The following is a 13926-nucleotide window of genomic DNA, read 5'->3' as shown; positions in this document are numbered from 1 at the left end:
CGAGGTGACCTGATGCGCAAATCGCGCCATAATAGAGCCATCTGACTGGATGCCTGCCTGACTTTTCAGGCACGCTGGAGACGCTAATGGAAGCTTTTACCGCGGGACTGATCTCGCTGGATGATGCGCTGGCAACAATGCTGGCCCCCCTTACACCGGTAACAGAGACGGAAACGCTGACGCTGCCTGAAGCCGTAGGTCGTATCACTGCCTGTGCCGTAACTTCACCCATTGATGTGCCGCCTTTTGCCAATTCAGCGATGGATGGTTATGCGCTGCGTCTGGCAGAGGCTGGATCCGTGCTTAACGTTGCCGGAAAAGCCTTCGCCGGTGCGCCTTATAAAGGTGAGTGGCCAGCAGGAAGCTGTATCCGCATTATGACAGGCGCGCCCATTCCACCAGGAACTGAAGCGGTGGTGATGCAGGAGCAGACCGAGCAGCTGGGCGAAGCTATCCGTATTACTGCGGAGGTGGTGAAAGGCCAGAATATCCGCCTGGCGGGTGAAGACATTGTGCAGGGTGCTACCGTGCTGGAAGCGGGGGTCAGGCTGGGCGCGGCTGAACTTCCGCTGCTGGCTTCGCTGGGGGTGGCTGAAGTCAAGGTTCTGCGCAAGCTGCGGGTGGCTATTTTCTCTACCGGTGATGAGCTACAGCCTGTAGGCAAGCCGCTGGCGGAGGGCCAGATCTATGACACTAACCGCTTTGCGGTTCATATCATGCTGGATAAGCTGGGATGTGAAGTCATTGATTTAGGGATTATCCGCGACGATGAGCAGGCGCTGCGGCAAGCGTTCAGCCAGGCGGACAGCCAGGCAGACGTGGTGATCAGCAGCGGCGGCGTCTCGGTCGGCGAGGCGGATTACACCAAAAAGATGCTGGAAGAACTGGGTGAAATCAGCTTCTGGAAGCTGGCGATAAAGCCCGGTAAACCTTTCGCCTTTGGCCGGCTGAAAGCGAGCTGGTTCTGCGGCCTGCCCGGCAATCCGGTGTCTGCCGCCCTGACTTTTTATCAACTCGTTCAGCCGCTGCTGGCAAAACTAGCCGGGCAACAAGGCCCGGCATTGCCACCCCGCCAGCGTGTGAAAGCTGCCAGCAAACTGAAGAAGTCGCCGGGACGTCTTGATTTCCAGCGTGGCCGCCTGCTGCGTAATGCGCAGGGCGAGCTGGAGGTGCACACCACCGGTTCACAAGGCTCGCATGTTTTCAGCTCCTTCAGCCTGGCAAACTGTTTTATCGTGCTGGAACGGGATCGCGGCGATGTTGAAGCTGGCGAATGGGTAGATGTCGAACCCTTCAACCTCCTGCTGGAGGGGTAACATGCTGCCGGAACTCAGCGATGAAGAGACCCTGCGCTACAATCGCCAGATTGTGCTGCGGGGCTTTGATTTTGACGGACAGGAGAAGCTGAAAGCGTCAAAGGCGCTGGTTGTGGGGCTGGGCGGGCTGGGCTGCGCTGCCAGCCCCTATCTCGCCTCCGCAGGCGTGGGCCACCTCACGCTGCTGGATTTCGATGTCGTTTCGCTCTCTAATTTACAGCGGCAGATTTTGCATCACGACGATCGAATTGGCGTGGCAAAAGTCGAGTCGGCCCGTCAGCAGCTCAGCGCCATAAATCCGCATGTTACGCTGGAAACCATTGATGAACAGCAGAATGATGCGCAGCTCGCCGCCCTGATTGCCCGTCATGATGTGGTGCTGGACTGTACGGATAATGTCGCCACTCGTGAACAGCTTAATAAGCTCTGTTATGCCAGCAAAACGCCGCTGGTCTCTGGTGCGGCGATTCGCATGGAAGGTCAAATCAGCGTGTTTAGCTGGCAGCAAGAGGCCCCCTGCTATCGCTGCATCAGCAGGCTGTTTGGTGATGCCACGCTTAGCTGTGTGGAAGCGGGCGTGATGGCGCCGCTGGTTGGCGTTGTGGGGTCGTTGCAGGCGATGGAAGCTCTCCGCCTGCTTACTCACTATGGCAGCAGCGTGGCGGGAAAACTGCTGATGTATGATGCGATGACTCTGCAATTCCGTGAAATGAAAGTGGCAAAAGATCCCGCCTGCGAAGTATGCAGCCACTGAGTTTTGATAATCCCCGTTACGCTCTTTAAGGGCGGTTTATAGCCGCCGCCTGCGCACTTCTTCTCTTTTTCCGGAATAAAAACAACGTCCTTAGCTGGCTGGCACTATAGTTAGTGCATGATACGGCCAGCCAAAGGAGCCTGGACATAATGACCGGAGAGCCTGGTTTACAGCCTGACGTCAGCATGCAGAACTTTCGGCGGATGCTGATCGTCTTTTTAGTGGTGATTAGCGGCGCGGTGCTGCTGGTGACCGGCTGGGTTGTGCTCAACACCTGGGAACGTATGGTGAATGAGACGCAGAACGATGCGCGTAACCTCTCGCAATCGGTGGCGCGGCAGTCAGAGGACTCCTTTCTTCAGGTCGAACTGACGCTTCAGGAGCTGCGCGATCGTATCACGCTGGTTGGCCTTGATACGGAGCGGCAAAACAATCTGCGTAACCTGCTGATCGAGCGCAAAAGCTCGCTGCCCCAACTGAATGGATTGTTTATCTATGACAGTAAAGGAAACTGGGTCATCACTTCTCAAGGCCCGCTTCGGCAGCAATACAACAACAGCGATCGGGCCTATTTCCGCTACCATCAGCAAAACCCTGGCGATGGGGTGCATATCAGCGAAGTGATCCGCAGCCGCACCAATGGCGATCTGGTTATCCCCATCTCAATGAGGCTGAATAACCTTGATGGCTCATTCCGTGGCGTGCTGCTTGGCACGCTGCGCATCGACTATTTTCGTCAAATTTTTGGCTACTATAATCTGGGCGATCGCGGTCTGATAGCCTTGTTAAGCAATGAAGGCAACGTGCTGTTTGCCCGTCCTTTCCCCGACAGCACCATTAACCACAATATCTCCAGAAGCCTGCTGTTTACCGAACTGCTTAAAACAGCCCCCAACGGCACAGCCACCTATAAAGCGGCACTGGACGGCATTGAACGGATATTTGGTTACGCCAGCCTGAAACGCTATCCGCTGGTGGTGGCCGTGGGTTATGACCATAATGCGCTGCTGCATGCCTGGTTTGCCGATCTGCTGGTTTACCTGGTTATGTGCGCCCTGCTGCTGCTGATTATCTTTGCGCTGGGGTATTTCCTGCTGCGTAACCTCAGCCAGAATATTCGCTCTCAGGCAGAGCTGTCGCGGATTCGCGACCAGCTTACCGCCATGAACCGCACCTTACAAACGCTGGCGCTGGTGGACAGCCTGACCGGGCTGGCGAACCGGCGGCAGTTCGACCTCTATCTTGACCGCTGCCTTGAGCGCGCCAGCAAGCTCCGCAAGCCGCTGGCGCTGCTGATGATCGATGTGGACTCCTTTAAGCGCTTTAATGACACTTACGGACATCTGGCTGGTGATGAGTGCCTGAAACGTGTCGGAGACGCCCTGCTGCATATCTCTCATCGTTCGGATGACATGATTGCGCGCTTTGGCGGGGAGGAGTTTGCGGTGATCCTGCCAGGCAGCAATCAGGAAGGGGCTTTACGGTTTGCTGAATCGGCGCTCGCCGGGATTGCAGCACTGGCCATTCCCCATGAGAACAGCGATCATCCGGCGAAAATCGTGACGGTGAGTATCGGACTGCACGTGATGGAGAGAGGAGTAGCGGCAGATCCGCGACAGACGTTGATTGGCCAGGCGGATAAAGCCCTTTATCAGGCTAAAACTATGGGTAAAAATCGGGTTGAGGTGGTGTAAGGGAGGCGGCAACAACCAGAAAAAAAGGGATCGCCAGATCCCCTTTTTCCCGTTCGGCAGATCAGCCGTTAATGCCCTGACTGCGCAGATAGTCTTCGTAGTTACCCGTGAAGTCATTGAATTTGCCCGGCGTCATTTCGATCACGCGGGTGGCCAGCGAGCTGACGAATTCACGGTCATGGGAAACAAACACCAGCGTCCCTTCATACATCTCCAGCGCCATGTTGATCGCTTCAATGGATTCCATATCAAGGTGGTTGGTGGGTTCATCCATGATCAGCACGTTCGGTTTTTGCATCATCAGCTTACCGAACAGCATACGACCCTTTTCGCCCCCGGAAAGTACCTTAGCGGGCTTCTTGATATCATCCTGGCTGAAGAGTAAGCGACCCAGGATACCGCGTACGGCCTGCTCATCATCGCTCTCCTGCTTCCACTGGCTCATCCAGTCGAATACGCTCAGGTCATCCGCGAAGTCGTGGGCGTGATCCTGCGCGTAGTAGCCGATCTGCGCATTTTCAGACCATTTCACTTCACCCGCATCGGGCTGCAATTCCCCGACCAGCGTTTTCAGCAGCGTTGTTTTACCGATACCGTTCGGCCCGATGATAGCCAGCTTCTCGCCCACTTCCAGCAGCAGGTTAACGTTTTTAAACAACGGCCCCTGATCGAACCCTTTGGTCAGCGACTCAAGCTGCAAAGCATTACGGAACAGCTTTTTATCCTGATCGAAGCGGATAAACGGGTTCTGTCGGCTGGAAGCTTTAACTTCTTCCAGCTTGATTTTATCGATCTGCTTCGCACGTGAAGTTGCCTGACGCGACTTAGAGGCGTTGGCACTGAAGCGGCTGACAAAGGACTGCAACTCGTTGATCTGCGCTTTTTTCTTGGCGTTATCAGAGAGCAGGCGCTCACGCGACTGCGTTGCCGCAGTCATGTATTCGTCGTAGTTGCCCGGATAAACGCGCAGCTCGCCGTAGTCCAGATCCGCCATATGAGTACAGACCATGTTCAGGAAGTGACGGTCATGCGAAATGATGATCATGGTGCTGTTGCGCTCGTTCAGCACCTGTTCCAGCCAGCGAATAGTATCGATGTCCAGGTTGTTCGTGGGTTCGTCGAGCAGCAGAATTTCCGGGTTAGAGAAGAGCGCCTGTGCCAACAGCACGCGCAGTTTCCAGCCTGGTGCGACTTCGCTCATCGGGCCGTAATGCTGCTCCAGCGGGATGCCCACGCCCAGCAGCAGTTCGCCCGCGCGCGCTTCTGCGGTGTAACCGTCCATTTCGCCATATTTGACTTCCAGGTCGGCAACTTTGTAGCCATCTTCCTCGGTCATTTCTGGCAGCGAGTAGATCCGGTCACGCTCCTCTTTCACTTCCCAAAGCTCGCCGTGGCCCATGATTACGGTATCCAGCACGGTATACTCTTCAAAGGCGAACTGATCCTGACGCAGCTTACCGATACGCTCGTTAGGGTCGAGCGACACGTTGCCGCCGGAAGGAACCAGGTCCCCGCCCAGAATTTTCATAAAGGTGGACTTGCCGCTACCGTTGGCACCGATCAGGCCATAGCGGTTACCGCCGCCAAATTTGACAGAGATGTTTTCGAACAGCGGCTTACTGCCAAACTGCATGGTGACGTTGCTGGAAACTAGCACAGGGATTGCCTTTCGTTTGCGATGGAGAATGTGAACCAGCGCGCATTATGCCAAAAAAAAGGGGCGGCGAATACACCACCACCCCGCAGAGCATAGTTAGTTTTCGTTAATGGCTTTCCAGCTCACGTTTTGGCGCGGGCATCGGCCGCGTTTCCACCTCATCGCTCAGCCAGTCATGCAGGTAATGTTCTATCTGTTCCAGGCTGCGGTTACGGGTTTCCGGCACGCATTTGATTACAAACAGCGCCCCGAAAAGTCCGATAAAGGCGAAGATAAAGAAGGCGCCTGCCAGACCCACTGTCGCCAGAAGAAGCGGGAAAGTAAGAGAAATAAGGAAGTTGGCAATCCACATAGCGAAGACGGCACCGCCCATAAAGATGCCGCGCAGGCGGGTCGGGAAGATTTCTGACAGCAGCAGCCAGGTAACGGGAGAGAGCGCCCCTTGCTGGAAGCTCAGGAACATCAGCATGCCCAGCAGCACCAGATATCCCCGGAAAACGTCAACCTCACCGTTAATCGTTTCCGGCATCAGATAACTCACGGCACCGATAAACAGCAGGCAGGCAGTACAGCCGAACTGGCCAATCATGGTCATGGTACGGCGCCCAATTTTCCCCAGCAGCCAGATGCCCACAAAGGTCATCAATACCGAGATCGCGCCGTTAGCGATAGTAGCAAACAGCGCCGCGTCGGTACTCATGCCCACGGCCTTCAGCATGGTGGGAGCGTAATACATAATGGTGTTCACGCCGGAGAGCTGTTGAATAACCGCCACCCCCACGCCAATCAGGAACAGCCTGAACAGCCAGGGCTTTTTCAGCTCACGCAGGCTGGGCGGCGCTCTGTTTTCATCTTCAGCGAGCGTTTCCTCAATTTCGGTCATCTCCCAATCCACGTCGCCTTTAGCGCGCGTGCGTTCCAGCACTTTACGCGCCTCGGCCAGCCGTCCTTTCATTGCATACCAGCGTGGCGTATCGGGCATAAACATCATACCAAACCAGAGTGCAACAGCGGGAATGGTGGCAATGGCCAGCATCCAGCGCCAGGTGCTTTCGCCGCCCCACGCTGCGTTAAAACCGGCGTTGGAGATATAGGCCAGCATCTGGCCGGAAACGATCATTAACTCCTGTAGCGTTACCAGCTGTCCGCGTTTGTTGGCCGGCGCAATTTCCGCAATATAGACCGGCACCGTGGCAGCGGCGCCACCTACAGCCACCCCCAGCACCAGGCGGAAGAAAATCATCCAGTGCACATCCGGTGCCAGTGAGGTTCCCAACGCCCCGACGGCGAAGATCACCGCAAGGATAATGATGATTTTCCTGCGCCCGGCGGCAGCGGCGAAATGACCAGAGAAGAGTGCGCCAAAAGCTGCGCCAAACAGCAGAGAACTGGTGACCAGCCCGGTGGTAAATGGCGTTAAGTGCAGCTCATTACCCATAAACAGCAGCGCACCTGAGATAACGCCCGTGTCATAACCAAACAGCAGGCCGCCCAGCGTGGCAATAACGGCGATAACTTTTACAAAGGGTTCGGCAGGCGTCTCACTGTTGGGGCCAGAAGCCCGACTGGGGGTTATGTACTGTTCTTTTGCCATGGTGGTTTTCTACCTCTTATTTTTACCGGGTGGAAAGGAACGGATCAGAGAAAGTCACGATGTCATAACATTCAACTGGTATGGCAAACAATTTAGTTTATTTTTTTCATTTTCATTAACAATGAAAATTAAATTTTGAGACCTGGCGCGCATCTCACCGATCAATCTGTGACCAACAGCGCAGATACAGCCTGTAAAACTTGTCACTGGCTTAAAGTCATGTGCAGGAATGAAATTGTTTAAATTTTATCCAGACGCATTTAGAAAATACGTTTCAGTTCTCTGAAGCGCTGGCCATGCCCTTCTCCTCCTGTTCACAGCATGAATTTTTTTAAAAGAGACCAGGCTCCCTGAAGCGGGGAAATTATGTCTCTGAAAAGATCCCGGAACCGGGAAGCTGGCAACCAGACAGTGAAAAATGGCCAAAGGAAATCGCTAACCTGAAATCAGGGCTGGAGAGAAGAAACGGGGAAGCAATTTAATCTGGGAGAGGGGTTTTCTTACGAGGTTCTGAAATTTTACTGCTTAACTGCCGATCCCGGAAAATGTAAGAGTGATGCCGCCAGGCCATAAAAACATTTTCTTTTATGGCCTGGCGAGTCCTGTAGAGCGCGAAGGTGTGGATTCGCTGTTGTTACTGGATGGGGCTGTCCGCCTGTTCAGCAGGGCCAAACACCGAATAGTCAGGCATCTTCACGTTTTGATAAAGTTCCCAGCCCCCGCCCAGCGCCTTGTAAAGCGCAACCAGGTCCAGACTGCTCTGCACCCTGGCCTGGGCTGCCTGTTGCTTTGCCTGCGCCAGCTGACGCTGCGCATCCAGCGCATCGATAAAGGAAGAGAGTCCCTGCCTGTAGCTGTCGTTCGCCAGCGTAAAGGCGTTCTGCAACGCCTCCACGGTTTCATCCAGCCCCTCAACCTGTTGCTGATCGGTACGATAGCTGACCAGCGCGTTCTCCACATCCTGAAGAGCCGTCAGCACGGTCTGGCGGTAGCCCAGGGCGGCGCTGGCCTGCTCGGCTCTGGCCAGCTTGACGCTGGAAACCAGCCTGCCACCCTGGAAAATCGGGATAGAGAGCGAAGGGCCGAAGCTGTAGAAGTGGCTGCTCCAGTTATCCAGATAGTTGGCCTCGGTGTTGCGCATGCCGAACTGACCGGTGAGGGAGAGATCCGGGAACAGCTGGGCGACCGACACGCCGATGCTGGCGGTAGCAGCATGCAGCTGGGCTTCCGCCTGGCGCACATCTGGTCTGCGCCTTGCCAGCGTGGAAGGCAGCCCCACCGGCACGACCTCAGGTAGCGGCGGCAAGGCTTTGTTCGCCATCAGCTCACTGTCCAGCGCGCCGGGCGGCTTGCCCGTCAGCACGGCCAGGCCATTCATCGCCTGATGAATTTGCGACTCATATTGCGGCAGCTGGGCGCGCAGTGAATGTAGCTGAGCACGGGCATTCTCTACATCCATCTGCGGAGCCAGCCCGTTGTGCTGCTGGCTCTGGGTTAAATCCAGCGTCTGCTGCGCCACCTCAATCTGCGTTTGCAGCGTCTGGCTCACAGATTGCGCTCCGCGAAGTTGCAGGTAAGTTCTGGCAACTTCCGCCTCAAGCGAAACCAGCGCATCATTGCGGCTCTCTACCGACTCCTGCTGCTGCGCGTCAGCCGTCTCGACCTGACGACGCACTTTGCCCCACAAATCCAGCTCCCAGGAGGCATCAAAGCTGCCCTGATAGAGCGAGACTGGCTGGGTCAGCCCGTTCAGCGCGGAGCTGATTTCCGGATCCACCTGGTTTGCCTGGTTATAGACGCCATTGGACTCCAGCTCACCTTTGATCCCCAACTGTTGGCGTTGGGCTGAAAGATTGCCGTTAACCGACGGGAACCAGGCACCGCGCGCCTGATTCAGCTGCTGACGCGAACCGGCGATGCGCAGCACTGCCTGTTGCAGGCTGAGGTTGCCAGCAATGGCGCGATCGATCAGGCTGTCCAGTTGAGGATCGTTAAACGATCGCCACCAGCTCGGGTTGGTGGCCCTGGCCTGAGGATTGGAACCGCTGCCGGACTGAATATTGTTAAACGATCCCGGCACCACAGGATTGGGTGCCTGATAGTCAGGCCCGACAGAGCAGGCCGACAGAGCCAGCGCGGCCAGCACCACGCTAAGCCGCGAACGCAGGAAAAGAGGGGAAACGTTCATGTCAGTGTGCTCCAGCACTGCCCTCGCTCTTAATCGGCGTAAGCAGTAAACAAAAAGGAATAAGGACCAGGGCAACAATACTGAGGCCCATAAAGACGTCGATATAGGCCAGAATTCGGGCCTGGGCGATCATCTCCTGATATAACTGTCCGGTAGCGATGGTGACCGGGTCGCCCACCACGGAGGTGAAGTCCCTTACGCCCTGTGCCCAGCGCTCTACAGTGAGATTAAACTGCTCGTTGAGTGGGGACATGTTATGCACCATATGCGCACTGCGCACCTGCTCCCTTTCGGTAATCATCGCCGTGGAGAGCGAGATGCCTATCGAACCTGCTACGTTACGACACATAGTAAACAGCGCCGACGCATCGGCGTTGAGCCGCTGCGGAATGGTCACAAAAGCGATAGTGGTCAGCGGTACGAACAGGAAGCCCAGCCCGATGGTCTGTGCGCTGCGCATCATCACCAGGGTGGTGAAATCCACATTCGGCGTCAGCGTGGCGGAGTAAACAAACGAGACGAACAGACAGGTAAAGCCGAAAGCGATCAGCCATCGCGTCTGCACAATCGGCATCAGCTTCAGCACCAGCGGGATCGAGAGCACAATCAGCACCGCGCCGGGTGACAGCACCAGCCCGGACCAGGTTGCCGTGTAGCCTAAATCCTGCTGCGCCAGCTGCGGGATCACCACCGAACTGCCATAAAGAATGGCGGCCATACCAGCCATCAGAATGCTGGCAACCGCAAAATTCTTATCCTTCAGACAGTGCAGATCTACCACCGGCTTTTTCGCATAGAGCAGCCAGTAGACAGCCCCTACCAGGCCAATAGCGGTAAGAACGGCAAAGGTGATAATGAAATTTGAATGGAACCAGTCGTCATCTTCACCGCGATCCAGCATCACTTGCAGGCAGCCCAGGCCGAGCGTGATAAGGCCGATACCGATATAATCGATATTCAGTTTCCCCTTCGCCTGCTTGCGCTCCCACGGCGGATCTTCCAGCAGTTGATAAATTGCCAGGACGCTGAAAATCCCCACCGGGATGTTAATAAAAAAGACCCAACGCCAGCTGTAATTATCCGTTATCCAGCCGCCAAGCGTAGGCCCCAGGACGGGTGCCACAATAATGGCGATAGAAGAGAGGCCAAACGCCTTGCCGCGATCTGCGGGTTTGAAATAATCCAGCAGTACCGATTGCTGCACCGGCTGTAACCCGCCGCCAAAGAAGCCCTGCAATACCCTGAACAGGATGATTTGCCACAGCTCGGTGGCGATGCCGCACAGGAAGGAGCAGATGGTAAACATCACGATACAGATCAGGAAAAACTGCTTACGCCCCAATGCCCGGCTGAGAAAAGCAGAGATGGGCAGCACGATGCCGTTAGCCACCAGATAGGAGGTTAAAACCCAGGTGGATTCGTCATAACTTGAAGAGAGCGAACCGGCAACGTGCGGCAGCGCCACGTTGACAATGGTGGTGTCCAGAATTTCCATGAACACCGCCAGCGTCACCGTCATCGCGACCAGCCAGGGGTTGCTGGCCGGTTGCCAGCTCTGGCTGTGACTCATTCCACAGTAACCTTGGGTTCAACCGACAGGCCCAGCGGCAGCGGTTTATCAGGGTTCAGCCCCTTATCAACCACAATTTTTACCGGCACACGCTGAACGATTTTCACGTAGTTACCAGTGGCGTTTTCCGATGGGAAGGCAGAGAAGCGTGAGCCGGATCCCATCTGAATACTGTCCACATGCCCTTCCAGCTTCATATCTGGCCAGGCATCCACGGTGATCTCTACTTTGTCACCCGGATTCATTCGCTCAAGCTGAGACTCTTTGAAGTTGGCGGTGATCCAGACATCCGGCGAAACCAGTGAGAACAGTGACGATCCTGCCTGAACCAGCGTCCCAACCTGTACATTACGTTTGGTGACAAACCCATCGTAAGGCGCGCGCACTTGCGTATAGGAAAGATTAAGGTTGGCGGTATTGAGCTGCGCCTGCGCCTGAGCAACCTGCTGCTGGCGAGCCTCAACATTGGTTTCCTGCTGACGGATTTGCAGTTGGATCTGCGAAGCCACTTCCACCTGCGCCTTAGCGCTTTCAAGTTCCGCGCGTGCGCTTCTTAACTGGGAGTTGGCCGCGTCGATATTACGCTGCGAGGTTGCCCGTGGATCAACGCCGCGCTGACGCTTGTAATCTTCCTGCGCGTTCAGATAGTTTGCTTCCGCTTTGGCCTGCTGTGCCAGTGCCTGATCTTTCTGCGCCGGGTATTGCACTCTGGAGAGCGCCAGCGAAGCCTGCGCCTGATGGAGTTGTGCTACAGCCAGCCCAAGCTGCGCCTGAGCCTGATCGCGTTGCGCAGCGTTGTCTCTGGGATCAATAACCACCAGCAGATCGCCCTTCTTCACCCGCTGGTTATCCTTAACTCGCAGTTCCGTTACGTAACCAGAGGCTTTGGGTGCAATGGTTACCGCATCCGATTCCGTAAAGGCGTCGTCGGTGGTTTCGATGTTACGCGTGGTAAACCAGTACCAGAGCGCCACAACAATGGCAATCACCACCACCACAGCCAGGATAATTAGCGGCTTTTTACCGGGGCGCTTACGTTCAGGTTGTGAAGATTCCTGCTGCTCTTCGTCGTCCTGCTGACGCTGCTCGTCTTCGGACTCATTATTCGATTGATTAGCCATAATTCTCATCAGTTAGCAAAGGCCCGTTGCGGACCTGAAAACATTCAAGCTGCCTTAACCATAGATGGAAAACTGACAAAATCAAACGCAGCTTTACGTCACTATACATGAAGCGATTTTGGTGACGTAATCAAGGAGATGAATTCAGATAAACCTGAACTCAAACCGCATTTAATAACAAAAGCAGCCCCCATCCCGCCGCCATAGCCCAGAGCAGCATGGGCAGGGAATAGAGATGGAAATGCCACCAGATAGCGCGATCTTTGGCCATGCGCAGCGCGATAAGATTAGCCAGCGAACCGGGCAACAGGCCAAAGCCGCCAATGTTGACCGCCCAGGCCAGCAGCGTTGTAGCAGGCAGCGTGCTTAACAGCAGGATGGTGGCAGGAACATTGCTGATAATCTGAGACAGGCCAATGGCGAGCAGATAGTGCCCTGCTGGCGGTAAGCCGGGCAGATGGTGAAGTGAAGACGCCAGAAGGGGCAAATGCGTCAGCAAATGCACATCGATAAACATGGCGATAAAGACCACAATCAGGCTCCAGTCCAGGGTCAGCAGGATACGCCGCTCCTTGATCAGGAAAACAACAAACACCAGCAGTAAGCCCCAGATGGCCCACTCCATTTCTAACGCCAACAGAAAGACACCATAAAGGAGTACGCTGACGATCAATAAAGGCCGCTGCCACTGTGGCATTTCCTGCTCTGTAACAGAGCCGATCTTTTTGCCAGAGAAACAGCAGGCGGTGAGCAGCAGTAAACTACCAACCATTACCGCAGCCAGCGGCAGCATTTGCCAGACAAATCCGGCGAAACCACTACCGGCATGGCGCCAGAGTAAAATGTTTTGCGGATTGCCGATGGGGGTTAACAGCGATCCCGCATTTACGGCCAGCGCCTCAAAAATGATGATTCTGGTGACGGGCAAGGCGGAGTAGCGCCGCAGCGAAAGCGTTAAAGGCACCAGGATAAACAGCGCCACATCGTTGGTCAGGAAGGTGGAGAGCAGCGCAGAGGCCGCCACCAGAAACAGCGCCAGCGTGCGCTGCCGGTGGAACCTTTTAACCAGCCGCCGTCCCAGCACGTCAAAATAGCCGCTGGCCTCGATGCCCTTGGTCAGCATCAACAGGCCGCAGAGCGTAATAATCGTCGGCCAGTCAACGGCAGCAGGCAGCGCCCGCAGTGAGAAAGGGACAAAACAGGCCAGTATCAGCCCCAGCAAAACTAACAGATGCAAAAAGCGATCGTGCAGAAAAGGCCTGAGGAGCGTTGTCATACAGACTCACTGAACCGGGACAGTTATTATTGACGGCTTTCGTAAAACTTCTGAAATATAGCCAGCGTTTCATCACTGACGTGATGCTCAAGACCTTCCGCATCGCGGCGGGCGGTGTCGGGGCTGATCCCCAGCGCCAGCAGGAATGTCTCTACAATGTAATGCCGTTTGCGGCTCTCTTCCGCCAGCGCTTCCCCTTCAGCGGTTAGAAATACGCCGCGATAAGGCACCTGCTCTACCAGCCCCCCTCCGGCCAGCCTTTTCAGCATCTTGGCAACGGTGGGTTGTGAGACGCCAAGACGGGCAGCCATATCAACCTGACGGGCTTCACCAAATTCGCGGATCAGATCGGAAATCAGCTCAACATAGTCATCGATCAGCTCGCGACGATGGGCCTCACGCACCTGGCGGAAGCCTTCGACATGCTCTTCGATATCTTTTAGTGGCGCGGGCACTGCACTTTTTGCGCGACGACTCATTCAGCTTCCTCTTCTTATTCTCTGATGCCTGTAACGCTGGCACCCGTCACGGGTGCCACATTGTAAACGAAGCTCAAAGAAGCACAAATTTTCGCGTAAATTCGCGTAATAGCTGTGGCTACATAATATAGCCTGTGCTATACCTGATTATAAAGTGAACGGAGGAAAATGATGAAAAAGCCACTTTTGCTTAAGCTGCTTGGTCGCTCACCGTTTACGTTACGCCTGATGCTCCTGGAGATGTTAACGGAACAGCCCCAACTTTCTCCTGACAAGC

10 protein-coding genes are annotated in these 13926 nt (G+C 55.3%); 3 read left to right on the top strand and 7 right to left on the bottom strand.

The genetic code is table 11. The features are described from left to right. Positions 1-86 precede the first annotated feature (86 nt). The 3 genes from moeA (at position 87) to AAH450_RS10275 (ending at position 3764) form a co-directional block, all read left to right on the top strand. A complete protein-coding gene (gene moeA / locus AAH450_RS10285; protein WP_342910127.1) occupies positions 87-1316 on the top strand; it encodes a molybdopterin molybdotransferase MoeA in 1230 nt (409 codons plus the stop codon). Position 1317: 1 nt separating this feature from the next. Next, positions 1318-2070 carry a molybdopterin-synthase adenylyltransferase MoeB gene (moeB, locus tag AAH450_RS10280; protein ID WP_342910126.1) on the top strand — a complete coding sequence of 251 codons (753 nt, stop codon included), beginning with the start codon at positions 1318-1320 and terminating at the stop codon, positions 2068-2070. A gap of 149 nt (positions 2071-2219) precedes the next feature. Then, positions 2220-3764, top strand: coding sequence for a sensor domain-containing diguanylate cyclase (locus tag AAH450_RS10275; protein WP_342910125.1), 1545 nt, complete (start codon positions 2220-2222; stop codon positions 3762-3764). Positions 3765-3825: 61 nt separating this feature from the next. On the opposite strand, the gene AAH450_RS10270 is transcribed toward AAH450_RS10275, so the two are convergent. The 7 genes from AAH450_RS10270 to mntR all read right to left on the bottom strand — a co-directional run bounded on the left by AAH450_RS10270 (position 3826) and on the right by mntR (position 13649). Continuing rightward, entirely contained in the window at positions 3826-5421 is a 1596-nt protein-coding gene (locus AAH450_RS10270; RefSeq protein WP_342910124.1) for an ABC-F family ATPase, read from the bottom strand. Positions 5422-5527: 106 nt separating this feature from the next. Then, positions 5528-7015, bottom strand: a complete 1488-nt coding sequence (locus AAH450_RS10265; protein WP_342910123.1) for a sugar porter family MFS transporter — start codon at positions 7013-7015, stop codon at positions 5528-5530. Between the two features lie 634 nt (positions 7016-7649). Beyond that, on the bottom strand, positions 7650-9203 hold the full coding sequence (locus tag AAH450_RS10260) for an efflux transporter outer membrane subunit (RefSeq protein ID WP_342910122.1): 1554 nt from the start codon (positions 9201-9203) through the stop codon (positions 7650-7652). A gap of 1 nt (position 9204) precedes the next feature. Next, positions 9205-10773, bottom strand: coding sequence for a DHA2 family efflux MFS transporter permease subunit (locus AAH450_RS10255; protein WP_342910121.1), 1569 nt, complete (start codon positions 10771-10773; stop codon positions 9205-9207). Further along, complete coding sequence (locus AAH450_RS10250) at positions 10770-11903, bottom strand: HlyD family secretion protein (RefSeq protein ID WP_463322720.1); 1134 nt, start codon at positions 11901-11903, stop codon at positions 10770-10772. The genes AAH450_RS10255 and AAH450_RS10250 overlap by 4 nt, the downstream gene beginning before the upstream one ends. Before the next feature lie 151 nt (positions 11904-12054). Further along, positions 12055-13170 carry an SLC13 family permease gene (locus AAH450_RS10245; RefSeq protein WP_342910119.1) on the bottom strand — a complete coding sequence of 372 codons (1116 nt, stop codon included), beginning with the start codon at positions 13168-13170 and terminating at the stop codon, positions 12055-12057. A 26-nt stretch (positions 13171-13196) separates the two neighbouring features. After that, positions 13197-13649: a manganese-binding transcriptional regulator MntR gene (mntR, locus tag AAH450_RS10240; protein ID WP_342910118.1), complete on the bottom strand. Its 453-nt coding sequence runs from the start codon at positions 13647-13649 to the stop codon at positions 13197-13199. Between the last annotated feature and the right edge of the window lie 277 nt (positions 13650-13926).

Source organism: Erwinia magellanica, from assembly GCF_039023495.1.
Taxonomy (GTDB): Bacteria; Pseudomonadota; Gammaproteobacteria; order Enterobacterales; family Enterobacteriaceae; genus Erwinia.
The sequence above is the reverse complement of the archived record's forward strand: the minus strand, read 5'-3'. Positions and strand labels throughout refer to the sequence as shown.

What these genes read in the sequence shown, in the direction of transcription:
- moeA (WP_342910127.1), top strand. Translation starts at nt 87, where the DNA reads ATGGAAGCTTTTACCGCGGGACTGATCTCGCTGGATGATGCGCTGGCA.
- moeB (WP_342910126.1), top strand. Translation starts at nt 1,318, where the DNA reads ATGCTGCCGGAACTCAGCGATGAAGAGACCCTGCGCTACAATCGCCAG.
- AAH450_RS10275 (WP_342910125.1), top strand. Translation starts at nt 2,220, where the DNA reads ATGACCGGAGAGCCTGGTTTACAGCCTGACGTCAGCATGCAGAACTTT.
- AAH450_RS10265 (WP_342910123.1), bottom strand. Translation starts at nt 7,015, where the DNA reads ATGGCAAAAGAACAGTACATAACCCCCAGTCGGGCTTCTGGCCCCAAC.
- AAH450_RS10260 (WP_342910122.1), bottom strand. Translation starts at nt 9,203, where the DNA reads ATGAACGTTTCCCCTCTTTTCCTGCGTTCGCGGCTTAGCGTGGTGCTG.
- AAH450_RS10255 (WP_342910121.1), bottom strand. Translation starts at nt 10,773, where the DNA reads ATGAGTCACAGCCAGAGCTGGCAACCGGCCAGCAACCCCTGGCTGGTC.
- AAH450_RS10250 (WP_463322720.1), bottom strand. Translation starts at nt 11,903, where the DNA reads ATGAGAATTATGGCTAATCAATCGAATAATGAGTCCGAAGACGAGCAG.
- AAH450_RS10245 (WP_342910119.1), bottom strand. Translation starts at nt 13,170, where the DNA reads ATGACAACGCTCCTCAGGCCTTTTCTGCACGATCGCTTTTTGCATCTG.
- mntR (WP_342910118.1), bottom strand. Translation starts at nt 13,649, where the DNA reads ATGAGTCGTCGCGCAAAAAGTGCAGTGCCCGCGCCACTAAAAGATATC.